Source organism: Prochlorococcus sp. MIT 1327 (genome assembly GCF_047304785.1).
GTDB lineage: Bacteria > Cyanobacteriota > Cyanobacteriia > PCC-6307 > Cyanobiaceae > Prochlorococcus > Prochlorococcus marinus_D.
The window spans coordinates 185,834-212,101 of the sequence record NZ_CP138972.1 but is presented as its reverse complement, the minus strand read 5'-3'; the positions used below and the strand labels follow the sequence as shown (position 1 = coordinate 212,101).

28 protein-coding genes are annotated in these 26,268 nt (G+C 52.0%); 17 read left to right on the top strand and 11 right to left on the bottom strand.

All coding sequences use genetic code 11. The features are described from left to right. Positions 1-45: 45 nt before the first annotated feature. The 6 genes from SIB80_RS01010 (at position 46) to SIB80_RS00985 (ending at position 6,512) form a co-directional block, all read left to right on the top strand. A complete protein-coding gene (locus SIB80_RS01010) occupies positions 46-798 on the top strand; it encodes a DUF502 domain-containing protein (protein ID WP_041374634.1) in 753 nt (250 codons plus the stop codon). A 29-nt stretch (positions 799-827) separates the two neighbouring features. Next, positions 828-1,463 carry a transcription antitermination factor NusB gene (gene nusB, locus SIB80_RS01005; RefSeq protein ID WP_063420772.1) on the top strand — a complete coding sequence of 212 codons (636 nt, stop codon included), beginning with the start codon at positions 828-830 and terminating at the stop codon, positions 1,461-1,463. Continuing rightward, positions 1,463-2,917, top strand: a complete 1,455-nt coding sequence (gene ftsY / locus SIB80_RS01000) for a signal recognition particle-docking protein FtsY (protein WP_063420773.1) — start codon at positions 1,463-1,465, stop codon at positions 2,915-2,917. Before nusB ends, ftsY begins: the two co-directional genes overlap by 1 nt. A 62-nt stretch (positions 2,918-2,979) precedes the next feature. Further along, positions 2,980-4,383 (top strand): PP2C family protein-serine/threonine phosphatase, encoded by a 1,404-nt coding sequence (locus SIB80_RS00995; RefSeq protein WP_063420774.1) that lies wholly within the window; start codon positions 2,980-2,982, stop codon positions 4,381-4,383. A 29-nt stretch (positions 4,384-4,412) separates the two neighbouring features. Beyond that, positions 4,413-5,825, top strand: coding sequence for an argininosuccinate lyase (argH, locus tag SIB80_RS00990; RefSeq protein WP_063420775.1), 1,413 nt, complete (start codon positions 4,413-4,415; stop codon positions 5,823-5,825). A 123-nt stretch (positions 5,826-5,948) separates the two neighbouring features. Then, the gene (locus SIB80_RS00985; protein ID WP_063420776.1) at positions 5,949-6,512 is read left to right on the top strand and encodes an RNA recognition motif domain-containing protein; all 564 of its coding nucleotides are present in this window, start codon (positions 5,949-5,951) and stop codon (positions 6,510-6,512) included. A 9-nt stretch (positions 6,513-6,521) separates the two neighbouring features. Here SIB80_RS00985 and dusA read toward each other — a convergent pair whose 3' ends face one another. Beyond that, the gene (gene dusA, locus SIB80_RS00980) at positions 6,522-7,526 is read right to left on the bottom strand and encodes a tRNA dihydrouridine(20/20a) synthase DusA (protein WP_063420777.1); all 1,005 of its coding nucleotides are present in this window, start codon (positions 7,524-7,526) and stop codon (positions 6,522-6,524) included. A gap of 69 nt (positions 7,527-7,595) precedes the next feature. Between dusA and msrB the strand changes: the two genes are divergently transcribed. Together msrB and SIB80_RS00970 are read left to right on the top strand one after the other, a co-directional pair. Then, positions 7,596-8,102: a peptide-methionine (R)-S-oxide reductase MsrB gene (gene msrB / locus SIB80_RS00975; protein ID WP_063420778.1), complete on the top strand. Its 507-nt coding sequence runs from the start codon at positions 7,596-7,598 to the stop codon at positions 8,100-8,102. Further along, positions 8,029-9,351 carry an NAD(P)/FAD-dependent oxidoreductase gene (locus tag SIB80_RS00970; RefSeq protein WP_063420779.1) on the top strand — a complete coding sequence of 441 codons (1,323 nt, stop codon included), beginning with the start codon at positions 8,029-8,031 and terminating at the stop codon, positions 9,349-9,351. The genes msrB and SIB80_RS00970 overlap by 74 nt, the downstream gene beginning before the upstream one ends. On the opposite strand, the gene SIB80_RS00965 is transcribed toward SIB80_RS00970, so the two are convergent. The 3 genes from SIB80_RS00965 to SIB80_RS00955 are packed head-to-tail and all read right to left on the bottom strand — an operon-like array spanning position 9,326 to position 13,626. Then, positions 9,326-10,606, bottom strand: coding sequence for a type II secretion system F family protein (locus SIB80_RS00965; protein WP_063420780.1), 1,281 nt, complete (start codon positions 10,604-10,606; stop codon positions 9,326-9,328). The genes SIB80_RS00970 and SIB80_RS00965 overlap by 26 nt on opposite strands. A 16-nt stretch (positions 10,607-10,622) precedes the next feature. Continuing rightward, positions 10,623-11,699 carry a type IV pilus twitching motility protein PilT gene (locus SIB80_RS00960; RefSeq protein ID WP_063420781.1) on the bottom strand — a complete coding sequence of 359 codons (1,077 nt, stop codon included), beginning with the start codon at positions 11,697-11,699 and terminating at the stop codon, positions 10,623-10,625. 10 nt (positions 11,700-11,709) lie between these two features. Next, entirely contained in the window at positions 11,710-13,626 is a 1,917-nt protein-coding gene (locus tag SIB80_RS00955; RefSeq protein WP_063420782.1) for a GspE/PulE family protein, read from the bottom strand. Here SIB80_RS00955 and grpE point away from each other — a divergent pair. From grpE to rsgA, 4 genes are read left to right on the top strand one after another with little or no spacing between them, the layout of a single operon-like run. Beyond that, the gene (gene grpE, locus SIB80_RS00950; RefSeq protein WP_063420783.1) at positions 13,625-14,338 is read left to right on the top strand and encodes a nucleotide exchange factor GrpE; all 714 of its coding nucleotides are present in this window, start codon (positions 13,625-13,627) and stop codon (positions 14,336-14,338) included. The genes SIB80_RS00955 and grpE overlap by 2 nt on opposite strands. Before the next feature lie 44 nt (positions 14,339-14,382). Continuing rightward, positions 14,383-15,519: a molecular chaperone DnaJ gene (gene dnaJ / locus SIB80_RS00945; RefSeq protein ID WP_063404335.1), complete on the top strand. Its 1,137-nt coding sequence runs from the start codon at positions 14,383-14,385 to the stop codon at positions 15,517-15,519. Continuing rightward, positions 15,516-15,761: a sulfurtransferase TusA family protein gene (locus SIB80_RS00940; RefSeq protein WP_011129402.1), complete on the top strand. Its 246-nt coding sequence runs from the start codon at positions 15,516-15,518 to the stop codon at positions 15,759-15,761. Before dnaJ ends, SIB80_RS00940 begins: the two co-directional genes overlap by 4 nt. Continuing rightward, positions 15,748-16,713: a ribosome small subunit-dependent GTPase A gene (rsgA, locus tag SIB80_RS00935; protein ID WP_063420784.1), complete on the top strand. Its 966-nt coding sequence runs from the start codon at positions 15,748-15,750 to the stop codon at positions 16,711-16,713. The genes SIB80_RS00940 and rsgA overlap by 14 nt, the downstream gene beginning before the upstream one ends. Here the strand turns inward: rsgA and SIB80_RS00930 are convergent. Genes SIB80_RS00930 through murC form a run of 3 tightly spaced genes read right to left on the bottom strand, consistent with a single transcriptional unit; the run spans position 16,670 to position 19,401 of the window. Continuing rightward, on the bottom strand, positions 16,670-17,011 hold the full coding sequence (locus SIB80_RS00930) for a YbaB/EbfC family nucleoid-associated protein (protein WP_063420785.1): 342 nt from the start codon (positions 17,009-17,011) through the stop codon (positions 16,670-16,672). The two genes, rsgA and SIB80_RS00930, sit on opposite strands and share 44 nt — an antisense overlap. Before the next feature lie 24 nt (positions 17,012-17,035). Further along, positions 17,036-17,959 (bottom strand): UDP-N-acetylmuramate dehydrogenase, encoded by a 924-nt coding sequence (murB, locus tag SIB80_RS00925; RefSeq protein WP_063420786.1) that lies wholly within the window; start codon positions 17,957-17,959, stop codon positions 17,036-17,038. Then, the gene (gene murC / locus SIB80_RS00920; protein ID WP_063420787.1) at positions 17,935-19,401 is read right to left on the bottom strand and encodes a UDP-N-acetylmuramate--L-alanine ligase; all 1,467 of its coding nucleotides are present in this window, start codon (positions 19,399-19,401) and stop codon (positions 17,935-17,937) included. The genes murB and murC overlap by 25 nt, the downstream gene beginning before the upstream one ends. A 171-nt stretch (positions 19,402-19,572) precedes the next feature. Here murC and gap point away from each other — a divergent pair, with 171 nt between their 5' ends. Further along, positions 19,573-20,595: a type I glyceraldehyde-3-phosphate dehydrogenase gene (gene gap / locus SIB80_RS00915; protein ID WP_063420881.1), complete on the top strand. Its 1,023-nt coding sequence runs from the start codon at positions 19,573-19,575 to the stop codon at positions 20,593-20,595. Between the two features lie 87 nt (positions 20,596-20,682). Here gap and thiL read toward each other — a convergent pair whose 3' ends face one another. Continuing rightward, on the bottom strand, positions 20,683-21,666 hold the full coding sequence (thiL, locus tag SIB80_RS00910) for a thiamine-phosphate kinase (protein WP_063420788.1): 984 nt from the start codon (positions 21,664-21,666) through the stop codon (positions 20,683-20,685). Between the two features lie 10 nt (positions 21,667-21,676). Next, a complete protein-coding gene (locus tag SIB80_RS00905) occupies positions 21,677-22,759 on the bottom strand; it encodes a peptidylprolyl isomerase (protein WP_063420789.1) in 1,083 nt (360 codons plus the stop codon). A 65-nt stretch (positions 22,760-22,824) separates the two neighbouring features. Between SIB80_RS00905 and efp the strand changes: the two genes are divergently transcribed. Both efp and accB read left to right on the top strand, forming a co-directional pair. Then, on the top strand, positions 22,825-23,385 hold the full coding sequence (gene efp, locus SIB80_RS00900; protein ID WP_011129410.1) for an elongation factor P: 561 nt from the start codon (positions 22,825-22,827) through the stop codon (positions 23,383-23,385). Then, complete coding sequence (gene accB / locus SIB80_RS00895; RefSeq protein ID WP_074160170.1) at positions 23,385-23,879, top strand: acetyl-CoA carboxylase biotin carboxyl carrier protein; 495 nt, start codon at positions 23,385-23,387, stop codon at positions 23,877-23,879. Before efp ends, accB begins: the two co-directional genes overlap by 1 nt. On the opposite strand, the gene pdxA is transcribed toward accB, so the two are convergent. Next, positions 23,880-24,911, bottom strand: a complete 1,032-nt coding sequence (gene pdxA, locus SIB80_RS00890) for a 4-hydroxythreonine-4-phosphate dehydrogenase PdxA (RefSeq protein ID WP_063420790.1) — start codon at positions 24,909-24,911, stop codon at positions 23,880-23,882. On the opposite strand from pdxA, the gene SIB80_RS00885 reads away from it, so the two are divergent. Further along, positions 24,910-25,122, top strand: coding sequence for a hypothetical protein (locus SIB80_RS00885; RefSeq protein ID WP_041384227.1), 213 nt, complete (start codon positions 24,910-24,912; stop codon positions 25,120-25,122). The genes pdxA and SIB80_RS00885 overlap by 2 nt on opposite strands. Here the strand turns inward: SIB80_RS00885 and SIB80_RS00880 are convergent. Then, on the bottom strand, positions 25,094-26,014 hold the full coding sequence (locus tag SIB80_RS00880; protein WP_063420791.1) for an SDR family oxidoreductase: 921 nt from the start codon (positions 26,012-26,014) through the stop codon (positions 25,094-25,096). The two genes, SIB80_RS00885 and SIB80_RS00880, sit on opposite strands and share 29 nt — an antisense overlap. A gap of 74 nt (positions 26,015-26,088) precedes the next feature. Here SIB80_RS00880 and SIB80_RS00875 point away from each other — a divergent pair, with 74 nt between their 5' ends. Beyond that, positions 26,089-26,268: a serine protease inhibitor gene (locus SIB80_RS00875; protein WP_413352119.1), complete on the top strand. Its 180-nt coding sequence runs from the start codon at positions 26,089-26,091 to the stop codon at positions 26,266-26,268.

The following is a 26,268-nucleotide window of genomic DNA, read 5'->3' as shown; positions in this document are numbered from 1 at the left end:
GGTTAGGTTGGTTCAATCAAGTCCGCTTTTGGCCTCAGACTTTCCTTGGTGCAGTCCAATCCCAGAACAGATCTGCCGCTGACCTCAAGGCTTCAGCAGGATCTCAAGAACGATCTCATTGCAGGGTTGTTGGTAGTCATACCTTTGGCGACAACGATCTGGCTGGCTACCACTGTCAGCAGATTTGTACTGGCATTTCTTACGTCGATCCCCAAACAGGTCAATCCGTTCATCACCCTTAATCCACTTCTTCAGGATCTGATTAATTTGAGCCTGGGCCTTACGGTGCCGTTGCTTGGCATCCTTTTGATTGGCTTGATGGCTCGCAATATTGTTGGACGTTGGCTGCTTGAGTTTGGAGAGGGAACTCTTTCTCGGATACCTCTTGCTGGTTCGGTTTATAAGACCCTTAAGCAGCTTTTGGAAACTTTCCTAAGAGATAATTCTAAGCGTTTTCGTCGAGTGGTGTTGGTGGAATATCCCCGTGAGGGCCTTTTTAGTGTTGGGTTTGTGACCGGTTTGGTAGGTCCCTCACTACAAGCTGAGCTTGATCAGCCCTTGCTTAGTGTGTTTATTCCCACGGCTCCTAACCCCACCACGGGTTGGTATACCTTGGTGCCGGAGTCTTCTGTTCGCAATTTAAATATTTCCGTGGAGGATGCTTTCCGCACAATTATTTCAGCAGGAATTGTGAACCCTGATGAACAAGAGCCCCCTATGAATCGCAGTTTCTCAAGCTTGATGACTCAATTGCGTTCTAATACTGCCCCGTCTTCTACGACTACGACCCAGGTTTGAGTTCGTCTCCTCCCGTTCTTGTGTCGATCATGCAGTCCAGATCACTTGCTCGAGAACTGGCTCTTTTGGTGCTTGGTCAGATTCCTGAACGTGAAAGTTCTAGGTTGAAAACAATATCTTTGGAGAGTCTTCTTCAGAAGGCTTTTGATACCCTGAGTCAGCATTGGAGAGAGGGTCTTGATACTTGTGCTGTTGAGCTTGAGAATGCTCAACAGCATTTACTCGATAGTGAGTTTCAAGATCTTGATTCGAGCTCTACGAGTCAGGTTCGTGAGCATTTACAGGCTTGTCTGATTGGTGCAGAACAGGTGATTAATGGTGTTTCAACGAGCTTGGAAATTTCCCGTTTGCTGGCGTTAGGAAACCAGGAGCAGATTCGGCTTGGGGCTTTAGAGCGTGTGAGGTTGGTGATAGAAAAACGCAACAGCATTGATGCAAGTATTGATGCTGTTATGGAGGGCTGGCGCTTGAGTCGTTTGCCTCGTATTGATCGGGATATCTTGAGGTTGGCCGTGGTGGACTTAACTGCTCTTCAGACTCCATCTGCTGTGGCTTGCAATGAAGCTGTTGAATTGGCCCATCGCTACAGCGATGAACAAGGTCGTCGCATGATTAATGGTGTCTTGAGACGGTTGCATGATGCCTCCACTATGACGTTGGCCTAATGGTTTACGACTGGTTTAATCGTCAAGCCAGTGACGATGTTTCTACTGAGAAGGTTTTAGAGGAGAAGCCAGAAGGCTCTGAGGTGGTCAGCTCCGATTCGTCTAATAATCAAGAGGAATCTTCTCCAATGAACCAGGAGGAATCCTCTTTGGAGTGGGCGCGCAGTGCTTACGCCCGCTTAAAAGCACAGCAGGCGCAGCAGAAAACGTCACAGCCTTCAGTTGAGATTGACTCTGCTAGCGAAACAGCCCTTGCTGCGAATGTTCAACCTGAATTTAGTGCTCAGTCTTCAAGTTTTGAGGCTGGGGGTTCTTTATTGGAGCAAGCTGCACTCCAGAGGCAGGTTCGTCAACAAGAGCTTGAAGAAAAGGTTGAGGAGGTGTCGCCTCAACTAGCTCAGCAATCTCAGTTTTCGGAAACGTCGCCTGAACCCAGGCTTGGTGAGTTTGACGAAACCTTTGCTTGGTCTGCAGAAGTGCTTGCAGCACAGGGGCGCAAGCCGGAAAAAATTTCTTTAGAGGAGATTGATTGGTTGGGTCGACTCAGGCGTGGTCTTGAAAAGACCCGTCAAGGTTTTGTCAAAGGCCTGTTGGAAAACCTCGGAGATGATCCCCTTACTCCTGAGGTGCTTGATGACCTTGAAACATTACTTTTGAGAGCTGATGCGGGAGTTGAAGCTACGGATCAAGTTCTCGATGCACTTCGTCGTCGAATGAACGAAGAAGTTGTGGATCCTGCTGAAGGACTTCGCTTTCTTAAACAACAACTTTGCAATCTTTTGGAGGCTCCGATTCAGGACACTGGCACTGATCTTTTGGCGCCAGAACGGGGTCGTCTCAATATCTGGTTATTTGTGGGAGTCAATGGGGTTGGCAAGACCACCACTCTTGGCAAGTTGGCAAACTTGGCAGTACGCAGTGGTTATACCGCTTTGATTGCTGCTGCTGACACCTTCCGGGCCGCTGCTGTTGAACAGGTCAAGGTGTGGGGTGCTCGCAGTGGTGTTCCGGTCATAGCCAATTCCACTGCCAATGCTGATCCTGCTGCTGTTGTGTTTGATGCAATTGGTGCGGCCCGATCTAAATCAACGGACCTTGTGCTTGTTGACACAGCTGGTCGTTTGCAGACAAAGCACAATTTGATGGAGGAGCTACAGAAGGTTCGACGCATTATTGATCGTTTAGCACCTGAAGCCAGGGTTGAATCTCTTTTGATACTTGATGCCAGTCAAGGTCAGAACGGATTGCGACAAGCCATGGCTTTTGCCCAGGCGGCCGCTCTTACAGGGGTAGTGATTACCAAGTTGGATGGCACATCTCGTGGTGGCGTGGCCTTAGCGGTGGCTTCAGAAGCGAGGTTGCCGATTCGTTTCATCGGCGCTGGTGAAGGGATCCGTGATTTACGACCGTTCAACAGTTTTGAATTTGTTGAGGCACTTTTGGCTAACTATTGATGTTCTGGCGGCTGACTGAGCAGTTGATCTTGCTAACTTTCTAACCCTGCTGTGCCGTTGCTGTGAGCAGTAAGTCGCCACGGCGACATTCGACGCCTTCTTTTCTTAGCGCTTCTCAGCAGGTGTCAGCCTCTACGTCGTTGCGGCAATTGCTTGATAGCTTGTCGAGGGAGCAGCGCCGCAATCAGGACTTGTTGGTTTCGTTGGGTTTTGCCCTGCGCAGTTTCACCAATCTGCATCGTTTTCTCGAATTGGTCCCTGTGGTGGCCTCCCGTCTGGTGGGCGTACAAGGAGCATTGCTCGTGCCTTTTCAGGTTGATGGTCGTTTGTGGAGGGAGCAGCTTCAGGCAGTTCCATTTGATCAGAGTCAGGAATTAGTGAGGCAGTTGGCTTCATTTGAAGCAGGTTTTGCCACAGGTTTCGGTACTGATGAGGCACAGGTTCTTGCTATGGATCAGCTGGTTCAGCGCCATTTGGCTAGGGCCGGGATGTTTGCCACCTCATTAGTTGCTCGCGGGCAGCAGCGTGGCAGGCTTTATGTTTTTGATCCTCAAGCAGCTCTGATTTGGAGTGATGTTCACCGTCGCCATGTGCAGTTGGTGGCAGACCTGACTGGGGTGGCTATTGAGAATGATCTGATGCTTCAGGAGGCCCGTCTTCACGAGCGGGTGGACCGTCAACTCAGTATCGGGGCAGAGATTCAGGCTCAGCTTTTGCCGGATCGTTGTCCTGTGATTGAAGGTGTCGAGCTTGCGGCTCGTTGCCGTCCCGCCTTTCAGGTTGGCGGCGATTATTACGATTTCATTCCTACCCGTCCAGAACTGATCGGTCGACGCAAGGAACGAGGTCGTTGGGGTCTTGTGATGGGAGATGTGATGGGTAAGGGTGTACCTGCTGGTTTATTAATGACCATGCTCAGGGGCATGTTGCGTGCAGAGGTATTAAGCGGTCTGCCGCCCAATCGGATTCTCCATGATCTCAATCAGCTAGCTCAAGAGGACTTGGCTCAGTCCCATAGGTTTGTGACTCTTTTTTATTCTGACTACGATCCGCGCACGCGTCGTCTTCGCTATGCAAATGCTGCTCATAATCCTCCTCTGATCTGGCGAGCTGAGCAACGCAGTGTGAGCCGGCTTGATGTGCCTGGTTTGTTGATTGGACTTCAGCCAGAGGCGGATTACAGCTGTGGTGAAATTTTGCTCAAGCCTGGTGACGTGATTATTTACTACACAGACGGTGTTACCGAAGCTCCTGGCATCACCGGAGATCGTTTTGATGAAGCTCGCTTGATTCGCGCAATGGAGGGATCTTGTCGAAGTGGTTTAGGCGCACAGGGGATTCTTGATCAGTTATTTGCCCGTTTGGATCGGTTTGTCGGTGTGGACCATCAACTGGAAGATGATGCCTCAATGGTGGTTTTGAAAGTGCCAGAGGAGGTAACGCTGCCGTCTGTGTCCCTGGCCTGACAAGCTGTTGACTCGCTGCTCATGAAGGGATGGCAGGTGGAGTAACCAGTGGTTCTGCAGAAGGCTGGAGCAAAAGGTTTGAAGAGGGATTGCATCCGGTTATTGAGCGGTTCAATGCTTCCATCAGCTTTGACATCACTCTGCTTCAAGAAGATTTGGATGGGTCTATCGCTCATGCACGCATGCTTGGCGAATGTGGAGTGATCAGTCTTGAAGAGGCGGCTCAGCTTGAGGGCGGCCTTGAGAAAATCCGCTCAGAAGCAGCTGCAGGAGAGTTTCAGCCAGGACTTGTTGATGAAGATGTTCATTTCGCTGTTGAAAGGCGGCTGATCGCTGTATTGGGGCCTGTCGGCAAGAAACTTCATACAGGCCGAAGTCGCAATGATCAGGTAGGCACGGATCTGCGCTTGTGGTTACGGCGTCGCTTGGATGATTTGGATTGTGAACTGGAGCGGTTTCAGCATGCTCTTTTGACACAGGCAGAATCCCATCGTCAAACTTTGATTCCCGGCTACACCCACTTACAGCGTGCCCAGCCGCTTTGCTTGGCCCATCATCTTTTGGCTTATATCGAGATGATTCAAAGGGATAGAGATCGGCTTAAAGATGTTCGCGGAAGAGTCAATATTTCGCCGCTTGGCGCGGCTGCCCTTGCAGGAACATCAGTGCCTATTGATCGCCAAAATACAGCAGCAGCACTTGGCTTTGAGTGTATTTACGCGAATAGCCTGGATGCGGTAAGTGATCGCGATTTTGCTGTTGAGTACACAGCAGCGGCTTCGTTGGTCATGGTCCATCTCAGTCGCCTGGCGGAGGAGGTGATTTTCTGGGCGTCTGAGGAATTTGCATTTGTGCGTCTCAGCGACCGTTGTGCCACTGGCAGCAGCTTGATGCCTCAGAAGAAGAATCCTGATGTGCCTGAATTGGTACGAGGCAAATGTGGTCGTGTGTTTGGTCACCTTCAGGGTCTACTGACCATGATTAAGGGATTGCCATTGGCTTACAACAAGGATTTTCAGGAGGATAAGGAAGCTCTTTTTGACACCGTTCGCACTACTAAAGATTGTGTGGAAGCCATGTCGATTTTGATGGAGCAAGGGTTGGAGTTTTGTTCGGAACGCTTGGCAGCTGCCGTTGAATCCGACTTTTCCAATGCCACTGATGTGGCTGACTACTTGGTTGCTAAAGGAGTGCCCTTTCGGGAGGCCTACCAATTGGTGGGTGCGGTTGTGAAGCGTTGTTTAGACGAAGGGATTTTGCTTTGTGATCTAAGCCTTGAACAATGGCAGGAATTTCACTCTGCTATTGCTGAGGATTTGCATGAAGCATTGGCTCCAAAGCGGGTTGTGGCTGTGCGGATTAGTGAAGGTGGCACTGGTTTTGATCGAGTTGAGGAGCAACTGCGTCACTGGCGTAGCCGCCTTGATTCCGTACTGTCATGATCGAAATGCATCGGCGGGTCTACGCTGATAGAGCCAAAGGTGGATTGATTCATTCCCGAATCATGAACTAATGGCTATACCTGGCCAATTGGTCCACTACTTTTTTTACGGTCCACAAGGAAAGTGAGTATTTTCGTCGGCAATCTTCCCTTCCGCGCTGAGCAGGAAGACGTTATTGAATTGTTTGCACCTTTTGGTGAGGTTGCGAATTGTGCTTTGCCCTTGGAACGCGACACAGGACGCAAAAGGGGCTTTGCTTTTGTTGAGATGGCTGATGAGGCAGCTGAGCCTGCGGCTATCGAAGCTCTTCAAGGGGCGGAAATGATGGGTCGCCCTTTGAGGATTAATAAGGCAGAGCCACGTGGCAGTGCACCTCGTCGCGGCGGATATGGCGGCGGTGGCGGTGGATATGGCGGTGGCGGCGGTGGTGGATATGGCGGTGGCGGCGGTGGATATGGCGGTGGCGGCGGTGGTGGATATGGCGGTGGCGGCGGTGGTGGATATGGCGGTGGCGGCGGTGGAGATCGTGGTTCCGGAGCTCGTGGTTGGGAAGATCGCAGTTATGGCGGAGCTTCTCCTGAAACAAGTTCCTATGACGAGGGTCGCACTCGTCGTCGTAGGGGAGGCGCTGCACCTGAGGGTGAAGGCGGTGACAGCTACAGCGGATATGGGGGGGCGGAGGGTTGAGTTAAGTCCCTATAGCCCGGCATCTTCAAGTTGCTGGGCTGCTTTTTGCAGCACTCTTAGATCGGCATCGGCTTTTTGAGCCTTGATGCCAAGGTCTCGCCTCCAGGATTTAGCGCCCGGTACCCCTTCAACGAGTTGTAAAAGATGTCGGCACAGATCCCATAGTCGGCCACCTCGGCTCAGGTGGGTTTCGGCATGAGGGAGTAATCCTCCTATGACTTGAGAAGCATTGATTGAGCGTGGTTGTTCCCCATAGACCAGCTCATCCATGCTCTGCCAGCGGAGCGGATGGGCATAGGCTGCTCGCCCCACCATTGCCCCATCACAGGTTTGCAGCGCTGTTAGGCAGTCGTTTGGGTGCTCTAGTCCTCCATTGATTTCAATAGTGAGCTGCGGGCGTTGTTGCTTGAGATGGGTGACTCGTTGATGTTGAAGTGGTGGAATCGTGCGGTTTTGTTTGGGGTCAAGCCCTTCTAGCCAGGCTTTTCGTGCATGCACAGTAAAGCGAGTGGCTCCTGCTATGGACACTCGGTCGACAAAGGTCATGAGTAGAGCGTCGCTATCGAAATTATCAATTCCTAGACGGTGTTTCACGGTGACTGGAAGAGGGCTCGCCATCGCCATCGCTTCAACACAACGTGCGACTTGATCAGGTTTAGCCATTAGGCAGGCACCGAAGTTGCCTGCTTTTGCTCGTGAGCTGGGACATCCCACGTTGAGGTTGATTTCGTCGTAGCCCCAGGCATCGGCCAGGCGCGCTGCTTCTGCAAGCATTTTTGGATCATCGCCTCCTACTTGTAGAGACAGGGGATGCTCGATGATGTCGAAATCGAGCAGATGATCAAGACGGTTGCTGTGATGCAGAGCTTGGGCCACCAACATTTCCGTGTAAAGCAACGCCCGGCGACTGATTTGTCGCATTAGTACCCTGAAGTGTCGATCTGTGCAGTCGAGCATTGGAGCCACGCTGAACCGATAAGCACCATCAACCTGTGGCGTGAAAGGAGCAATCATTGATTCATGCTGCCTTCATAGCTGTGTTGCGCTTTCCTAGAAAGAAGGTCATTGATTTTGGCTGCGCTTATGCCCATTACTGCTTTGTTATTGAGTCGTCGTTCTCTGCTGATAGCCACTATTGCAGGAGCCTTTGGTGTTTATAGGAGACCTGCAGCAGCCTTTGCTGCTACGAGGGCTGAGGATCTTGCTTGGTCGCTTAGTAATGAGCAGTGGGCAAAGCGTCTTTCCCCTGAGGCTTATCGCGTGCTTCGAGAGGAGGGAACCGAGCGTCCTTTTACGAGTTCTCTTGACAAGGAGAAGCGTGTGGGCATCTATCACTGTGCAGGTTGCGATCTGCCGTTGTTTTCTTCTGCGGCGAAATTCGATAGTGGTACTGGCTGGCCAAGTTTCTGGGAGCCCCTTGCTGGAGCTATTCAAACGAAAGTAGATTTCAAATTGATTATTCCTCGCAGCGAATATCATTGCCGGCGCTGTGGTGGTCATCAGGGACATGTCTTCAATGATGGTCCCAGGCCAACCGGCAAGCGCTATTGCAATAACGGAGTTGCCCTTACTTTCCGACCCGCCAGTTGATTTGATCGTTGTTGGTGGTGGTGCCTCAGGTTTTTTTGGGGCAATCACCGCGGCTGAGGAGGGTTTGGCTTTTGTGCATATGTTGGAGGCCACCTCTGAGCCATTGACGAAGGTGAAGATCAGTGGTGGCGGCCGTTGCAACGTGACCCATGCCTGCTGGGAGCCAGGTGATTTGGTGACCAATTACCCCCGAGGTGGCCGCCCATTGCTGGGCCTCTTTAGTCGGTTTGCTACTGGTGATGCGGTGGCTTGGTTTGCCGATCGGGGCCTGGAGCTTGTGGCAGAGCCGGATGGGCGAATGTTCCCTGTGGCTAATTGTTCCTCTGCAGTGGTGGCGTGTCTGAAGCAGGCAGCAGTGGTGGCTGGAGTCAGCTTGCGCAGTCAGAAGGTTGTACAGAATTTGGAGCGTCGGGGTGCTGCAGGGTTTTTAGTTCGATGTCGGGATGGGTCTTCTTTTCAGGCTCAAAGGGTTTTATTGGCTACGGGTGGGCATCCCAGTGGTCGTCGCTTGGCGGCAGCGATGGGTCATCAGCTTATGCCGTCAGTTCCTTCTCTGTTCAGTCTTGCTCTCGAGGCACCTGCGTTAATCGCCTGTTCTGGTTTGGCTCTCGATGGCGTTCATCTCAGTCTTAAGGCTGGAGGTCAAAACTTTCAGCAGACCGGCAGGGTGTTGATTACTCATTGGGGATTAAGTGGGCCTGCCATTTTGCGGCTTACTGCTTTTGCTGCAAGGGCTTTGCAAGGCGATCACTATCGGGGAAAACTTTTTGTCAATTGGCTTGGCATGAGTAGTCACAATCTGGTGAAGCAGTCACTGCGTGACCTACGTCATCATCAAGGTAGACGCACTCTGGGATCAGCTCGTCCTGTGTCCAACTTGCCCCGTCGTCTTTGGTTGTCCTTGTTGGCTCAAGTGGGTGCTACTCCGGATTTGCGCTGGGCGGATTGTCCTGCCCATTTGGAACGTCTTTTGTTTGAAGCTTTGGTTGCCAGCTGTTACTCAATCGGTGGCAAGGGGCCATTTGGAGAAGAGTTCGTTACGGCTGGGGGAGTGCAGTTGGGCGAGGTGAATCTCGCGACGATGGAGAGTCGGGTTTGTCCAGGTCTTTATTTTGCTGGGGAACTTCTCGATGTGGATGGGCTGACGGGGGGTTTCAACTTCCAGCATTGTTGGACCAGTGGTTGGCTTGCTGGTCAGGCCATTGCAAAGGGTTTGCAGCTCGCTACTGGATCTGATCAAACACGGTGAACATGGGCAGATACATCGCTAGCAGGATGGAGCCCACGATGACACCCACTACAATGATCATCGCGGGTTCAAGCATTGAGGTCAGAGCCTTCACCGAGGTAGAGACCTCATCCTCGTAAAAATCAGCCACCTTGCTGAGCATTTGATCCATCTCTCCGGTTTCCTCGCCAATGGCCAGCATGTTTAAGGCCATGTCTGGAAGCACTTTTTGGCGAATCAAGGCAGCACTAAGGAGCACCCCTTCCTGCACAAGGGTGCGTGATTCAAGAATGGCGTCGGAAATGATCGCATTGCCAGCGGTTTCGCTGGCAATTTCTAGTGACATCAGGATTGGTACGCCTGCTCTGATCAATGAGCTGAAGATTCTGCAGAATAGAGCGGTGGCAGTTTTGATGATCAGATTGCCGAATAGGGGGATTCTCAGCTTCAGTCGATCGATCTGACGGCGTCCTTGGTGAGTGGAGTAGTAGCGGTTAAAAATCCAAGTGCACACCAGTAGGACACCTGTTAATAGCAGGGAAAAGGAGGAACGTAATAATTTGCTTAGGTCCACCATGAACTGGGTGAATATGGGCAGCTCGGCGCCTAAATCTTCAAAGATTTCTGCAAAGGTCGGGATCAAGAAGATTGTCATGCCTAGGAATACGAGGATGGCTATTACCAGCACGGTGACTGGGTAACCAAGGGCTCCTTTGATTTGGTTCTTGAGTCGGGCATTGTCTTCTAATAGCTTGGCGAGTCTCTTTAGAGATTCATCCAAAACACCACCAGCCTCTCCGGCTTCCACCATCGCGATACTGAGTTGGTCGAATACCTTTGGCCACTTGCTCATAGCAGTGCCCATGGCACTGCCTTCATTTACATCAAGACTCACCTTCATCAGTGCACGTTTGAACATAGGCAAGCGCTGCTGACTAGCCATTAGGTCGAGACTGCGCACGATCGGAACGCCTGCATCCACCAGAGTTGCCAATTTGCTTGCGAAAACTGCTTTGTCTTTTACACCTGGGGACTTTTCGAAAGCGGCACTTAGATCGATGGAAAACAGTCCAAAGTTTGATGATTTTGTGTTCTTTTGGCGGTCAATTTTTTTGCTACTTTCTTGTCCTTTATTGTTGAGAGCTGCTTTCAGGTCAGTTGCTCGTATTCCACGACGACGTAGTAACTTTTTTGCGGTTGTTAGGTCGGCCGCTTTGATGGTCATTGTGCGTGTTTGACCACTTGCGGATTCGTAGGTGGCGACGAAGGACGTCATCGCTTAGGCCTGTCTCTTAGCCATCGTTGAGGAGTTGCTCCAGTTCGCTGGGTTTACTGGCTTTGGCGATGGCTTCAGAGCGGCTAATTTCACCCTGTTTAGTCAGATTCGCAAGGGCTTTTTCTAGTGTTTGCATCCCTAGTTCTCCTCCGGTTTGAATTTGGGAGTAGAGCTGTGCGGTTTTGCCTTCTCTGATCAGGTTTGCTGTGGCTGGGGTGTTGATCAAGATTTCTTGAGCCATGACCCGCCCAAATTGTTCTGGTTGTGGGTTTTGGCGACGGCAGAGGGTTTGCGAAAAAATGGCGAGCAGACTTCCTGAGAGTTGAACTCTGACTTGGGTTTGCTGGTTTGGGGGGAAAACATCAACTATGCGATCGACCGTTTGTGCCGCCGAGTTGGTGTGCAAGGTGCCGAATACGAGGTGACCGGTTTCGGCGGCGCTGATGGCCAGTTGAATGGTTTCAAGGTCGCGCATTTCGCCCACGAGGATCACATCTGGATCTTCGCGTAGTGCCGCACGCAGGGCATTGCCAAAACTGCGTGTGTCTTCATTGAGCTGTCGCTGGTGCACAAGGCTGAGATCGCTTTTGTATACGAATTCGATTGGATCTTCGATCGTGAGGATATGTTCGCTTCTGGTGTGATTGATGTGGTCCAGCAGGGAAGCAAGGGTTGTTGTTTTGCCTGATCCGGTTGGTCCTGTTACTAGCACTAATCCCCTTGGTCGTTTGCTGGTTTCTATGACTACTGATGGCAGGTTGAGACTTTCAATACTCGGGATAGTGCTGCCAAGAGCACGTAGACAGGCGGCGTAACTTCCCTTCTGTCGATAGACATTCACACGAAAGCGCGCCACACCCTTTAGCCCATAGGCACAGTCAAGCTCCCAGATTTGTTCAAGAGTCTTTCTTTGACTGTTGTTGAGCATTGAGAAAATCAGCTTGTTGCATGTTTCTTCGGATAGGGGGGTATTGGTCATTGGCCTTAATTCACCGCTGAATCGTCCATACGGGGGCTGGCCGGTAGCAATGTGTAGATCACTGCCGCCACCTTGCACCAGCTGCTCCATCAGGTCCTCGATCATTAGATCCATGACGGGTCCTTCATTGGCGAGCGGTTAGACAGTAGGGACATTCCAGCCAGTCGTCTTGGAGGCCTGCCCCGCAGACGTTGCAGGTGAGAGTGCTAAGGGCTCTGGCGCGGCGCTCTGATTCCAATCCGGAATCGGTGAGGATCATGCGGCCTACTTCCTCAAGGGTGGTGTGGCCTTCTCGCACCAGGTCAAGGCTGTAGCCCAACAGAGTTTTCATACCAGCCTCGAGCGCCAGACGTCTTACTAAATCAGTAGTGGCACCTTTGGCGACGGCTGTAGCGAGCTCTTCGTTCATGCGCAGTACTTCATAGACACCAACTCGGCCCTTGTAGCCGCTGCCTTGACAGTTGGGGCACGGCTGTTTTTCTTGACCGTGATGGTGGGCCTTGAAAAAGGTCACGCCAGTTTCTGTATGGGCCATCAAACCGAATCGCCCCAGTTCTTTTTCAGTTGGGTGATAGGACTTACGGCAAGAACGGCACACTCTTCGTAGAAGTCGTTGAGAGACGATGCCAATCAACGAGGCGCTAACCATGAATGGTTCCACGCCCATCTCGTTGAGGCGGGCGATCGCACTTGATGCGTCATTGCAATGCAGTGTGGTTAGCACCAGATGACCAGTCAGTGCGGCTTCGATGGCGGTTTTTGCGGTTTCTAGGTCACGGGTTTCACCGACCAGCAGAACGTCTGGGTCTTGACGCATGAAGGCTCTCAGTGCAGTACTGAAATCGAAACCTTTTTCCCTGTTCACTTGACATTGGGTAATCCCAGGGAGGGTGTATTCGATGGGATCTTCTACGGTGGAAATGTTGATACCAGGCTCGTTGCGTTCTGCCAGTAGGGAGTAAAGGGTTGTTGACTTGCCTGATCCTGTTGGACCTGTCACAAGGATCATGCCGAAGGGCTTAGAGCCCAAGTTGCGTACGAGAGAGAGAGCACTTGGGTTGCTGATCAGTTTGTCTAGCCCGAGTTGTGGAGCACTGCTGTCAAGGAGTCGCAGACAGATTTTTTCCCCGTAACGGCTTGGCAGGCTATTAACCCTGAAATCGACCATACGATTGCGATATGTGCGACGAATCCGACCGTCCTGAGCCATGCGCCGTTCTGCGATGTCTAGGTCGGCCATGATCTTGAAGCGTGAGGTAACAGCAGGGATCAACCGGCTCGGAAGGGGTTCGATATAGCGCTGCAGGACACCGTCTTGACGGAAGCGGATCTGTAGTCCGTCTTGTTGCGGCTCAACGTGAACGTCGCTGGCTTCTGTTTGCAGTGCCTCTAGCAGTATGCGGTCCACCAGGTTGATGACTGGTGAGCTGTCTGAGTCCATCAAGCTGGACTCCAAATCCTCTACGGAACTAGCAATTCTGGCTTGTTCTTCAGGATCTTCTTCGAGCACGCCTTCGGCACTAAATCCTGCCAGCAGGGAGGTTGGTGTTTGTGCAAGTGGCTTTGTTGCTTTTGACGTGGATGCAGATTCAATGTGCTGCTCAGATCTCATTGGTGCAAGCAGCTGGCTGATGTCGGATGCCAGCGCGAGACGGAATTCTGTGCTGAAGCCTTTGGACTGCAGCACTGAGATTAGTTGATTTTTGGTTTGCTCATTGCATTGGTCCGAGATGGCTACAATCAAATGTTGGTTGTGCATGTTGATTGGCATGGCCTGGAATTGTTGCCACGTTGAGATGTCAAGAGTGGTGTGGTTGGCCATTAGCTCCACTCCGACAAGAAGTTCTTCGTGACTAAGCACACTGACTTGTAGGAGCAGTTCCAGTTCCAGTCGCTGCTGGATGCTGTTGGTTGCTTTGGGGATTGGTCGGCCCTGGGTCACGAACAAGAAATGAAATTGGAGGTGCGGGCTTCCGCCGCTTGTGGGAGGTGTGCTACTCCCATCAACATGTCTAGACGTGAATTTGCAAACGGTCAGCATGAGTGGCGACGCCCCTACCCCATCTCACGATCCTGCTGCTGAGGGTTTAGAGGCTTCCGTGCCTCTGGAATCAGTGGCAGCGATGAATTCCGACGAGGGTCAGCCTTCAGCTCAATCTGCACCATTAGCGGATAATGAGGCTCGCTTACAGCAGTTGGAGCAGGAGCACAGCAGCCTGCGGGAAGAGCACGAAACTCTTCGTAGTCAGTACATGCGGATTGCTGCAGATTTCGATAATTTCCGCAAACGTCAGAGTCGCGATCAGGACGATCTGCGATTACAGCTCATCTGTACTACTTTGAGTGAAATTCTGCCGGTGGTGGATAATTTTGAGCGAGCTCGTCAGCAATTAGAGCCTCAGGGAGAGGAGGCTCAGGCTCTTCATCGCAGTTATCAGGGTCTTTACAAACAGCTTGTTGATGTGCTCAAGCAATTGGGTGTTGCTTCAATGCGGGTTGTTGGACAGGCGTTTGATCCCACCCTCCATGAGGCTGTTTCAAGAGAGCCCAGTGAGGAGCATCCAGAGGATGTAGTCACAGAGGAACTTCAGCGTGGATATCACCTCAACGGCAGGGTGCTTCGCCATGCTCTTGTGAAGGTGTCTATGGGACCAGGCCCGCAGAGTGGCGCCTCTCCTTCTTCACCTCAACCCAATGATGACTCCACTGCAACTTTTCAAGGTGAGGCAGATCCTGCCCAACCAGGGGTCTGATGGCATGCTGTTGCCCTTTAGGGTGAAGGAGTGTTGACGAGCTGATGGCTGATTATTACGACCTGCTAGGGGTCAGCAAAGATGCTGATGGCGATACCCTGAAGCGGGCTTATCGCCGTCTTGCACGTCAGTATCACCCAGATATCAATAAGGATCCTGGTGCAGAGGATCGTTTCAAGGAGATCGGTCGTGCCTATGAGGTGCTTAGCGATCCTCAGACTCGTGGCCGTTATGACCAATTTGGCGAGGCTGGGCTTGGGGGTGCAGCGGGCATGCCCGATGTGGGAGATATGGGTGGCTTCGCTGATCTCTTTGAGACCTTTTTTAGTGGTTTTGGAGGGGCTGGTGGATCTGGTGGCGCTCGTCCACGACGACGGGGACCGCAGCAAGGAGATGATCTTCGCTACGACTTGAAGATTGACTTTGAGCAAGCTGTTTTCGGCCAAGAACGAGAGATCAAAATTCCCCATCTTGAAACTTGCGACACCTGTAACGGCACTGGAGCCAAGGTGGGTAGTGGACCAACGACCTGTTCCACTTGTGGTGGTGTTGGTCAGGTTCGACGAGCGACCAGAACACCTTTCGGGAGCTTCACTCAGGTGGCGGAATGTCCCAGTTGTGAAGGGACTGGACAGGTGATTGCAGATCCTTGCCCTGCATGTGCTGGACAGGGTGTACGTCAGGTTCGCAAGAAATTGCGCATCAATATTCCCGCTGGGGTTGATACAGGAACTCGTCTGAGAGTTGCCGGTGAGGGAAATGCTGGTTTGCGGGGTGGACCTTCTGGAGACCTTTACGTATTTTTGACGGTGAAATCCCATCCCCAATTGCGACGTGATGGGATCACGGTGCTTTCAGAAGTCAACGTGAGTTATCTCCAGGCAATCCTTGGAGACATCATTGAGGTTGATACGGTTGATGGCAACACCAGTCTTGAGATTCCTGCTGGAACTCAGCCCAATGCTGTACTCACCCTTGAAAACAAGGGTATTCCTAAGCTAGGAAACCCAGTAGCAAGAGGTAATCAGCGTATTTCTATCAATGTGAAGTTGCCCATTCGTCTTTCTGATGAGGAGCGGGGCTTGCTTGAAGATCTTGCTGGCCATCATTCCGCTAAAGGCAGGCAGCATCACCATCACAACAGTGGTTTGTTTGCTCGTTTGTTTGGCCAGAAAGGATGACCGCCCAGCTTGTTCCTGATCAGCAGATTGATTTGCGCGGTACTCCTTGCCCAATCAATTTTATTCGCTGTCGCTTGGCTCTTGAGGGTCTTAAGGACAAGGAACGTCTACAGGTGGATCTTGATCGTGGGGAACCTGAGGCGATGGTGGTTCCAGGGTTAGTAGAGGCAGGCCATCGCGTTGAGATTATTGCTCAGGAAAACACTTGGTTGAGGTTGATGGTGACTTGTGGCGGCGGCTGAGGCGCCGCGGCTTGCAGGGATGGTGGTGGCCTTACAAGCCAATTTTCTCGAGGTAGAACTCGAGACTTTTAATCCATCTTCATTGGTGAGCTGGACAGGATCAACGGATGATGAACCATTGCGTTTGCTTTGTACTCGTCGAACGCGCCTGGACCATCGCGGGGCTGCCGTGCATGTGGGGGATCGAGTTTGGGTGGAAGCAATCGATTGGCAGGAGCGTCGAGCTGTGGTTGGTGATGTGGAACCTAGGCAGAGTTGGATCAACCGCCCGCCAGTCGCCAACGTTACGGCTGTTGTTGTTGTCTTGGCAGTCAAGCAGCCTTGCTTTGACGCTGACCAAGCGAGTCGTTTTCTACTGGCCGCTGAGCAGACTGGTGTTGATGTTCACCTCATCCTTACCAAACGCGATCTGATCACTTCGGAGCAGCTCGAGCAGCAGCTTGTGCGGCTAAGGGGTTGGGGGTATCGGCCTATGGCGGTTTCTGTGCAGACCGGAGAGGGGTTAGGTGCCCTAAAAAACAAACTCAGCAGTACACGACTTGCTGTCTTTTGTGGTCCTTCAGGTGTGGGTAAGACCAGTTTGCTCAATCAGCTCTTGCCCCAGCTATCCCTGCGCGTAGGCGCTGTTTCTGGACGGTTGAAACGTGGTAGGCATACCACTCGTCATGTTGAACTCTTTCGACTGTGCGAAGGATCTCTTGTTGCTGATACACCAGGGTTTAATCGACCTGAACTTCCTGCTGATCCGCGCAAGCTTGCGGTGTTGTTCCCTGAATTTGATGGACAGATTGAAGATTATCCCTGCAGATTTAGGGATTGTTTCCATCGTGATGAGCCCGGTTGTGGGGTCGACAAAAGTTGGGAACGATATCCAATCTATAAGCGTTTTTTGGAGGAGATTGAGTGCCTCATTCGCTCATCCCGGGGAGGTTCAGGTTCAGGCCTCCTGTAAGTTCTTCCATTTGCTCTTTCATGGTGGTGGTGGAGTGCTCATAGGCGGATTGAAGAGCGGCCAAGATCGCGGTTTCGCTGGCATCTTGTCCTTCGGCAAGCAGTGAGGGTTCAAGGCGCACACGCAGTGGTTGCTGGTTGCCAGATAGCCAGATACTTGCTCTGCCGTCTGGGCTGCTGCCCTCAATTTCCATGGCATCTAGCTCTTCCTGCAGTTTTTGGGCGTTTTGTTGGATTTGTTGGGCCTTGCGGAAGGCTTCGGTGAGTTGGCCGAAATTGGGAAGTCCGAACCCTGCCATTGCGTTGCTGGAGGAATGGGCAGATTAAGCGGTCGCTTCGAAACCAAGTCGTTTCACTTCAGGATGAAGCATCACTCCATGGGCCATCTGTACCCGTTGCTGAATGAGTGTGATCATTTGATTGATGTCGGCAGCCGTGGCTCCACCAATATTGACGATGAAGTTGGCGTGAATGGGTGAGACTTCAGCTCCTCCAATGCGGTGACCTTTCAGACCCAGCGCTTCGATTAGACGACCAGCTTTGAGGGGTTCTGGGTTGCGAAAGACACTTCCGCAACTAGGCAATTGATAAGGCTGTGTCGTCGTGCGATGAGTGAGGTTTTGCTGTGTGATTTGATTGAGTTCCTTGTGATCATGGCCGGGGTCTAGGCGGAATCTGGCTGAGAGCACGACGAGTGTTTTTTCCTGCAAGAGACTTTGTCGGTAGCCGTAGTCAAGCTCTTGGCGGCTCAGTTCAAAAGGGCCCTCGCCATTGAGGTCGAGGACTTGTACAGATTCCAGCCAGTCGGCTGTGCAGCCGCCCTGGGCTCCAGCATTCATGACGGCTGCACCACCAACTGTTCCAGGAATCCCAACAGCCCATTCCAGGCCATGTAGGCCAGCCTTTGCGGCGCGTTTGGAAAGGTTGGGGATTGGTTCACCGGCTAAGGCTTCGACAATGCCAGTCTTTGGATCTAGGTCGCTCCCTTGGAGTTTGCGCATGCAAAGGCTCAGGCCCGGCAAGCCAGCGTCGTTGATCAGTAGGTTTGATCCTGCTCCGATGACTCGACAGGGCATCTTTTGTTCATAAGCCCAAGCAATCAGTGTCTGTAGTTCCTCCACGCTGCTGGGTGATGCAAACCATTCCGCAGGTCCTCCGACGCGCCAGCTCGTGAAGTTGGCAAGAGAAACCAGTGGTTGGGGCTTGATCCCCTTCACTAGGGTCAGGCTGCCAGGGAGGGTGGGCATCTCTTTGCGTTGTCAAGACATGTCAGTTGTCTCCATAGATTGTTGATATTGCCTGCACCCATGGCGAGGACTAGGTCGCCTTTGAGGCTGTGTTTTTGCACCAATAGGGTTAGCTGATTAAAGTTTTCGGCTACGGCGACTGGCAGGTTGGGGTGTTGGATTCTGATCGCTTTAGCCAGGCTCTCACTCGTTGCTCCCTGAATAGGGTTCTCTCCGGCGCTGTAAACGGGTGCTAGCAGAACAGCATCCGCTTCACCGAGTGCCCTTGCGAAGTCGTAGAGAAATTCGTTTGTACGGCTGTATCGATGAGGCTGGAACACGGCCAAAATGCGTTTGGGTGGGTTCGGTAGTTGGCTACGACCACTAGTTACGATTAGGCGCGCCATTGTGAGTGTGGCGCTGACTTCGCTTGGATGGTGGGCGTAATCATCAACGATTTGGCGACCCTCCCAGGTGCCTCGGAAGTCGAAACGGCGCCCAGGAGGCTGCAGGTCAGCAAGACCTTCTTGCACGTCCTCAAAGGACAGTCCTTCGAGTCTGCAGGCTGCGATAGCTGCCATAGCATTGCTGAGGTTGTGAAGTCCGGGCATTGGCAGTGTGATTTGCCCCATCCGTTTGCCCTGCTCGTAAATGTCCGCAATTGTTTGATCGCCATTGAGGCAAATTGGTAAAGCTGCAAAATCAACACCCGCTGAGGTTTTGACTGACCACCAAGCTGTGGCATCGAAATGCTCCTTGAGGATTGGGCAGTCGAAGTTGGCCAGCAGTCGTCGGCAACCTTGGCCGAACCGCTTCATGGTGTTGATCAGTTCATCAAGATTGGCGTAGTGGTCGGTGTGATCTAACTCCAAGTTGGTGATCACGCCGAGCGTTGCCTGAAACTTGACGAGAGATCCATCAGATTCATCAGCTTCTGCTACTAGCAGTCGTCCTTTGCCCGCATGGCCATTGCTGTCGTAGTAAGGCACGACACCACCAATCACAGCTGTTGGGTCTTGATCGGTTGTGGCCAGCAGTGTGGTGAGCAGGGTGCTGGTGGTGGTTTTGCCATGGCTTCCGGCTACTGCAATAGATGGTTGTGCCTGAATCAAGGCAGCAAGGAGGTCTGAGCGATGCAAGATTTTCAATTGAGACAGCTTGGCTGCCTTGAGCTCAGGATTGCTCTTGGGAATGGCTGTGCTGATCACAACCAAAGGAAGGAGATCTACGTTGCTACAAATGGCATCGATGTTTGCGGCGCTCTGATCGCGGAAGACCCTTACTCCTTGAGCTCTCAGTTGCTCAACGGTAGTGTTTTCTCTTGAGTCGGAGCCGGAGACGATATGACCTCGATTCACCAGAATTAGAGCTAGTGCAGACATGCCGATGCCGCCAACACCTATGAAGTGGATGGGTTGCTGGCGGTTGAGCGTGCTGGTCAATGGGCAAAACCATAGGTTCAAAAGATAAGCCAGTCTTGGGCTAAAAGCCCGTCATTCTTATGCTTTGGAGAGGTCCGGCCGGGGTTGACCTTGTGCCAGGCATGGGCCGCCTCCTCATCCGGAACAGCGGAAAGTGCAACCTATTTCTGTATGATCGGCGGCCACTTCCCTTGCGGTTTCCCCGTTTTTGTTATGACTCTGCGTGTTGCGATCAATGGATTCGGCCGAATCGGTCGCAACTTCATGCGTTGTTGGCTAAGCCGTGGTGCGAATACGGGTATTGATGTGGTTGGCATCAATGTCACTTCTGACCCTAAGACCAATGCTCATCTGCTTAAGTACGATTCAATTCTTGGACAGATCAAGGATGCGGAGATCGGTTATACCGATGACACTTTTGTTATCAACGGCAAAACCATTAAGTGTTTTTCAGATCGCAACCCCTTGAATCTTCCTTGGAAGGAGTGGGGTATCGATCTTGTGATCGAGTCCACCGGGGTTTTCAATACTGATGTGGGGGCTAGTAAACACATCGAGGCTGGTGCGAAGAAAGTGATCCTCACGGCTCCAGGTAAAGGAGATGGTGTTGGCACATATGTCGTGGGCGTCAATGCTGATCAGTACCGTCACGGTGATTTCAATGTTCTCAGTAATGCCAGCTGCACAACAAATTGCCTGGCACCAATTGTGAAGGTGCTTGATCAGACCTTTGGGATCAATAAGGGCCTGATGACGACTATTCATAGCTACACCGGTGATCAGCGGATCCTCGATAACAGCCATCGTGATCTTCGCCGTGCTCGTGCGGCAGCCATGAATATTGTTCCGACCTCAACTGGCGCTGCCAAGGCTGTGGCTTTGGTTTATCCACAGATGAAGGGCAAGCTCACGGGTATTGCCATGCGTGTACCAACCCCAAACGTTTCAGCGGTCGATCTAGTTTTTGAGTCTGGTCGTTCCACGACTGCTCAAGAAGTGAATGCTGCACTCAAATCGGCTTCTCAGGGTGGCATGAAGGGAATCATTAAATATGGTGATCTTCCTTTGGTTTCTAGTGACTACGCCGGTACTAATGAATCCACCATCGTTGACGAGGATCTCACGATGACTATTGGCGACAATTTGGTGAAAGTGGTTGCTTGGTATGACAACGAGTGGGGTTATAGCCAGAGGGTTGTCGATCTCGCTGAGATTGTGGCCAAGAATTGGAAGTGATCTTTCAGAGGATTACTATTTTCTGAGCTTCTAGCTTCTTTTTGAGTTATAAACCCCTCCTATTAGCGAGGGGTTTGTTCTCTTTCTTTATTGGAAATGTTTGAAGCTTGAGAAGTTGCTCACTTCTCCTTTGCCATTCGCCCATTCCACCCGAGGTGGGCCTTGTTCCATGACACCAATGACTTGGCTTGATGGAAGAACTTGCAGCCAAGCGGTGGCCCATATCGGTGGCAGGCTGAGAATAAGTTCAAAGTCTTCTCCGCCGTTTAGGCACCAGCTATCCCAGTGTTGGCCTAGTGGCCAGTCAGGGTCTTTGGGTAGGCCTTTTGGATCAAGAATCGCCCGGCAACCGCTGCTTCTGCAAAGGCCTTGAACCGCTGCCAGAAGTCCGTCACTACTGTCGGTGCCCCCAGCTCGCCATGGAAGTTCTGCAGGCTTACAGGTTTGAAGAGCGTGGAGTGCCTTCAGGCATGGTTGAGGGTGTTGATGAGCTTCTATTGCTTTTTGTTTGAGTTTGTCTGGCAGCAGGGCTGCTTCTATCAGTGGATCTGAGCGAAGTAGGGCCAGGCCAAGGCGGCTGAGGCCATGGGGACCACTGACGACAAGAGAATCTCCAGGTTGGGCTTGGGAGCGGTGCAACCGTACTGGCCCGAGAGTGCCAAAGGCGGTGATTGCGAGTAGTCGTTGATCCCCTCGGGAACAGTCGCCGCCCAGCAAGGTCCCTCCAAACTGTTTCAATGCGGCTTCTATGCCTAAATAAACTTTCTCTACCCAGTCCCAGGGGGTCTCTGGAGGGACTACAAGTCCGACAGTGATACCCAGAATCTGATCAACGCCACTGGCTGCTAGGTCGGAAAGGTTGGCGGTTACGCAACGCCAACCAACATCTTTTGGAGTCGTGGTGTCTTCGCTGAAGTGAATGCCTTCAACCATGACATCGGTGTTAATGAGGAGTTCTCCCTCATTGGTGTGGACTTGCGCTGTGTCGTCGTCAAGTTGGCCAGCAGGAGCAAAGCGGGCTAGTCGATGCAGTAGTTCGTTTTCACCAAGTTGGGCTAGGGTTTCGCCCATACACAAGTCCTCAGGCGTGGGGCTTCAGCCGATCAGCTCCATCGACAACTTTGATGGATAAGATTTGATCACCAACTTCGAGTTTTTTAAGTAACTCGGTACCTTCAACGACATAGCCAAAGGCTGCATTGCGGCCATCCACCAAGTTGAGACCAGCTGGAGTTAATTCTGCATCATAGAGAAATAGAAAGAACTGGGAGGAACCGTCGTCTATAGCTTGGTCGGAATGAGCCCATCCGAGTGTGCCAAGGGCGGCGAATGGAAGGACTGGTGTGGCTTTGTAAAGACCGATGTCTTCAAAGGTTTGGTTGTAAAAAGGAGTTGGTTCCTCTGGAATACGGATTTCCAGAGGCACTTGACGTTCTTTCTTGGTTGTTGGGTCGATGTATCCGCTTTCAGGTCCTGTGGGGTCACCGCTTTGTAGTACGTAATTGTCTTCAGCGCGTGTGAATGGCAATCCGTCATAAAAGCCTTTGAGAGCTAGGTCTACGAAGGCGCCGGCTGTTAGAGGGGCGTTGTAGCCATCAATGACAGCAGTGATGTTCCCTTTTGTGGTTTTGATCGATACAGTTGCTCTTCCAAGAAGCCGGGGTAGTGAGTTGAATTCCTCAGGGATGGTGTAAGGAAAATCATTCACCAATAGTGCTTCTAGATCACCGATCTGTTTGAGACTTTCGCGACGTAGGTCGATGAAGCGATCTACGTTTTGATTACTGGCTGCATCCCCCAGGGCCTGGACCGTTTCTCCCAAGGATTCCAAAAGGGCTTCACCCTTTTCTCGAGATGCTTCTGGGATGGCTGCGAGGATGCTCTTTTTGCGGGTTATTACTAGGAACTGACTAGAAGAAGCAGCTTCGTTTAGCGCAACCCAGCGATTGCCCTTTGAAGACCCAACCACTTTGCTAGTGGCCTCAAGGGTGGCTTGCATTTGGCGGAGATCTTTTTGTTCGATTGGTAGGGCATTTCGCAGGATTGCGGCACCATCCGTCACTGCACTTCCAGCTGGCAGAGCAGCCAGAACAGGATCACCCCAATTCAGCAAAAGTACTGCGAGCACTGTGATCAGGCTGGTCAGTAGAGGAGTATTTGGCATGTGGAACTCTTCTTGTGCTGGGACTTTGGCACAGCCGTATGATCCATCTGATCCGTTCAGCGGGAATGATCTCAAGTAACGACTTCCGCACTGGCACCTCGATTGAATTAGACGGTTCTGTTTGGCGTGTAGTCGAGTTTTTGCATGTGAAACCGGGTAAGGGTTCAGCATTTGTGCGTACCAAGTTGAAGGCGGTGCAGAGCGGCAACGTGGTGGAAAAAACCTTTAGGGCTGGGGAGATGCTTCCGCAGGCCTTGCTTGAGAAGTCGACTCTTCAACACACTTATATGGAGTCCGGTGACTATGTCTTTATGGACATGTCTAGTTATGAGGAAACCAGGCTTACAGCGCAGCAGATTGGTGACAGTCGTAAATACCTCAAGGAAGGGATGGAGGTGAATGTGGTCTCATGGAACGGAAATCCTCTTGAGGTGGAGCTCCCCAATTCTGTGGTGCTTGAAATCACTGAAACTGATCCTGGTGTTAAGGGTGATACCGCTACCGGTGGCACTAAGCCCGCCATCCTTGAGACTGGGGCTCAGGTGATGGTTCCTTTGTTTCTTTCTGTGGGCGAGAAAATTAAAGTCGATACACGTAACGACAGCTACCTCGGTCGCGAGAACTAATGGCTATGCAGCTCGATCATGATCAACTGCACCAGTTGCTTGCAGCCTTGGCGGAAAGCGACATACAGGAATTTCGCCTTGAGGGAGATGATTTTCGTCTAGAGGTCAGGAGGAACATCCCTGCACCAGCAGTGGTGGCTCCGGTGATGCCATTGTCTTCGACCGTTGAGATGCCTTTACCGGCTCCAGAACCGAGAGTTGAGATGGTCGGACCTGGGACTCCGCCTCCAGCGGTACCAGGTTCAAGAACTGATTTCCTGGAGGTAACGGCACCGATGGTCGGCACGTTTTATCGTGCTCCTGGTCCTGGGGAATCCCCATTTGTAGAAGTTGGTAGTCGCATCGGTGTCGGTCAGATCGTGTGCATTTTGGAGGCCATGAAGTTGATGAATGAGTTGGAATCTGAAGTCAGTGGCGAGGTGGTTGAAATCCTTGTAGATAACGGCACGCCAGTTGAGTTCGGTCAGGTTTTGATGCGTGTTAAGCCTGGCTGATCAGCGTGATTCCGTGAGCTCCCAGGCGGCTTTTAGGGCGGCCAACATGCTGTCGGGTCTGGCACATCCCTTTCCGGCAATGTCAAAGGCGGTGCCGTGATCAGGGGAGGTACGCAGAAATGGAAGCCCAAGGGTGGTGTTGACGGCCGAGTCGAAAGCCAGCAGCTTCATTGGGATTAGACCCTGATCGTGGTATAAGGCCAGGATCCCGTCTGGGGTTTGGGCGCAAGGGATGCCATGCCAAGCCTTTGCAGCTGAAAGCCAACATGTGTCGGGAGGTAAAGGACCGTCTAGTTGGATCTCAGGGTGCTCCGTTTTCCATCTGTTCAGCATTGGGATCAACCATTTCAGCTCTTCATGGCCCAGTTGGCCTTGCTCGCCAGCGTGGGGATTGAGGCCTGCGACTGCAATGGATGGAGCGGTTTTGAATCTTTGGCAGAATGCCTTGAGTACGTTGAGCTTCGCTCTAACCAACTCAGGGGTAAGCACTTGTGGGACTGCTGCTAGCGGGATATGGGTTGTTGCTAGCAGAGTGTTGAACCGCCAGCCGTTATGAGGTGAGATCGCGGTGAAGAGCATGGAGGCTTGATCAGCTCCTACCAGTTCTTTAAGTCGTTCGGTTTGACCGGGATAGTGATGGCCTGCTGCATGCCAGGCCTGCTTGGCAATAGGAGCGGTAACAAGGGCGCGGGCTCGACCCTTCAAGAGGAGTTCTGTTGCCTTTGTCAACCATAGAAAGCTTGCGGCTCCACTCTGTGCTGTGGGGTATCCAGGCTGAAGTGTGCTCTGCAGGGGTAGATCTTTGATATCGAGGTTCTTTGGATTGGCTAGGGGAGAGATTCCTTGAGCTTGTAATTGGGCATAGGTCAGTTCTAGGCTTTTTCGACAGCCAACCAGCTGGGGATACAGCTTTGATGGCAAGCTTGGTGAAGCGAGGGCCTTTAGGGTGACCTCCATCCCGATGCCAGCGGGATCGCCGATGGCGATAACGATAAGTTGATTAGCGTCAAAGCCTTCAGAAGGCATAGCCATGATGCGCTGGTTGCTGCTTGGTTTGCTGTTGTTTGGTCTTGGTACCGGGCTGCGGAATGGTTGGTTGGTGGTGCATTGGAGTCAGTTTTTGCGCGATGCCGGGTTGACATTTATCGATCCAGAGAAGCCCTTCAATTGGAACGAGTTCATTCTTGGTGGTCCGGATCGGGAACGTTCAACAACTAAGGAAAATTCGTCTGTGAGACCTTGAAACCTTCTGCCAGATAACAGTCTCTAAGGCCGGATTGATAGTTGGGATGCATCAGGGAATAGCCAAGCTCGCGGCATAAGAGCTGATTGCTGACCCTGCGATTCTCTTGCCAGAAGGAGAGTGCCATGGGATTCATCTGTGCAGCGGCAACTGCAAATGGCTCAATTTCGGGTAGGGACTTTCCAAGTAGTTGGGCGGCGAACCCGAGTACGTCTGTATAAGCTGTTGGCATGTCATCGGTGACGTTGATTACGATGGGTCGCTGTCCATCAGCAGCACATTGGATTAGGTGCAGGATGGCGCCTGCGATGTCATCGACATGAATTCTTGAAAACACCTGGTTGGGCTTATGGATCATTCTGCTTTGACCTGTGTTGACGCTTTTAAGCACTGAGCGGCCTGGTCCGTAGATGCCAGGCAGTCGCAGAATCTGCAGGGGTAATCCCGAAGCTTGCCAGGCCTCTTCACAGGCCAATCTTCGTTTGCTCCGAGCTTGTTGAGGCTGAGGATGATCGATTTCTGTGACCCAGCGTCCTTGGCGATCTCCGTAAACCCCTGTGGTGGAGAGATAGCCAACCCATTGCAATGGCAACGCTTTGAGCCGGTCGCCCAAGCATGTCAGTACTGGATCTTTCCCATCGGCTGCTGGGGGTATGCAGCTGAGTAAATGCGTGACTCCTTCTAGAACTTTCGTGGCTGGCAACAGCTTGGTGGCACTATCAAATGCGATGTCTGCGCCTGGGCTGTTGATGTCTCTGCGGCTGCAGATAGCAGTGCTGCCAAGTGCTCTCGCCAGAGCCACTAGATGCTGGCCACTGAATCCTCCACCGAGAACCAGCAACTTTGAGCCGGTGGGGAGAGGCGGACTCCGCTTGACAAGCTCTGTGAGCATGAGTACAAATGTATTATATTCTGGGTTTGGTCATGGCGAGCTCCTATTTGCGCGCTTCCGCGATTTCAGTGTCCATGCTGCCGCGTCGGGCATGTCCAAGGATCGTTCAAGGTCGGCAGATCAGTTCGGCTTTTCATTTTGTCTTGCCTTTGGCTTTGTTGACAGGTGCGATGCTTCTGGCTCCGGAGCAACCTGAGCAGCAGGCTTCTATTTGCCAAAGACATCATCCTGTGGTGGCCTGTCAGGTCTGGTGA

Excerpts from the sequence above, each read along its gene's own strand:
- SIB80_RS00875 (WP_413352119.1), top strand. The coding sequence starts at position 26,089 with ATGCTGCCGCGTCGGGCATGTCCAAGGATCGTTCAAGGTCGGCAGATC.
- SIB80_RS00955 (WP_063420782.1), bottom strand. The coding sequence starts at position 13,626 with ATGCTGACCGTTTGCAAATTCACGTCTAGACATGTTGATGGGAGTAGC.
- dusA (WP_063420777.1), bottom strand. The coding sequence starts at position 7,526 with ATGATTGCTCCTTTCACGCCACAGGTTGATGGTGCTTATCGGTTCAGC.
- SIB80_RS00940 (WP_011129402.1), top strand. The coding sequence starts at position 15,516 with ATGACCGCCCAGCTTGTTCCTGATCAGCAGATTGATTTGCGCGGTACT.
- argH (WP_063420775.1), top strand. The coding sequence starts at position 4,413 with ATGGCAGGTGGAGTAACCAGTGGTTCTGCAGAAGGCTGGAGCAAAAGG.
- SIB80_RS00965 (WP_063420780.1), bottom strand. The coding sequence starts at position 10,606 with ATGACGTCCTTCGTCGCCACCTACGAATCCGCAAGTGGTCAAACACGC.
- accB (WP_074160170.1), top strand. The coding sequence starts at position 23,385 with ATGGCTATGCAGCTCGATCATGATCAACTGCACCAGTTGCTTGCAGCC.
- msrB (WP_063420778.1), top strand. The coding sequence starts at position 7,596 with ATGCCCATTACTGCTTTGTTATTGAGTCGTCGTTCTCTGCTGATAGCC.
- gap (WP_063420881.1), top strand. The coding sequence starts at position 19,573 with ATGACTCTGCGTGTTGCGATCAATGGATTCGGCCGAATCGGTCGCAAC.
- murB (WP_063420786.1), bottom strand. The coding sequence starts at position 17,959 with ATGCCCACCCTCCCTGGCAGCCTGACCCTAGTGAAGGGGATCAAGCCC.
- dnaJ (WP_063404335.1), top strand. The coding sequence starts at position 14,383 with ATGGCTGATTATTACGACCTGCTAGGGGTCAGCAAAGATGCTGATGGC.
- nusB (WP_063420772.1), top strand. The coding sequence starts at position 828 with ATGCAGTCCAGATCACTTGCTCGAGAACTGGCTCTTTTGGTGCTTGGT.
- SIB80_RS00880 (WP_063420791.1), bottom strand. The coding sequence starts at position 26,014 with ATGCTCACAGAGCTTGTCAAGCGGAGTCCGCCTCTCCCCACCGGCTCA.
- SIB80_RS00905 (WP_063420789.1), bottom strand. The coding sequence starts at position 22,759 with ATGCCAAATACTCCTCTACTGACCAGCCTGATCACAGTGCTCGCAGTA.
- SIB80_RS00885 (WP_041384227.1), top strand. The coding sequence starts at position 24,910 with ATGATGCGCTGGTTGCTGCTTGGTTTGCTGTTGTTTGGTCTTGGTACC.
- SIB80_RS00930 (WP_063420785.1), bottom strand. The coding sequence starts at position 17,011 with ATGGCAGGGTTCGGACTTCCCAATTTCGGCCAACTCACCGAAGCCTTC.
- SIB80_RS00960 (WP_063420781.1), bottom strand. The coding sequence starts at position 11,699 with ATGGATCTAATGATCGAGGACCTGATGGAGCAGCTGGTGCAAGGTGGC.
- thiL (WP_063420788.1), bottom strand. The coding sequence starts at position 21,666 with ATGGGCGAAACCCTAGCCCAACTTGGTGAAAACGAACTACTGCATCGA.
- ftsY (WP_063420773.1), top strand. The coding sequence starts at position 1,463 with ATGGTTTACGACTGGTTTAATCGTCAAGCCAGTGACGATGTTTCTACT.
- grpE (WP_063420783.1), top strand. The coding sequence starts at position 13,625 with ATGAGTGGCGACGCCCCTACCCCATCTCACGATCCTGCTGCTGAGGGT.
- SIB80_RS00970 (WP_063420779.1), top strand. The coding sequence starts at position 8,029 with ATGATGGTCCCAGGCCAACCGGCAAGCGCTATTGCAATAACGGAGTTG.
- pdxA (WP_063420790.1), bottom strand. The coding sequence starts at position 24,911 with ATGGCTATGCCTTCTGAAGGCTTTGACGCTAATCAACTTATCGTTATC.
- efp (WP_011129410.1), top strand. The coding sequence starts at position 22,825 with ATGATCTCAAGTAACGACTTCCGCACTGGCACCTCGATTGAATTAGAC.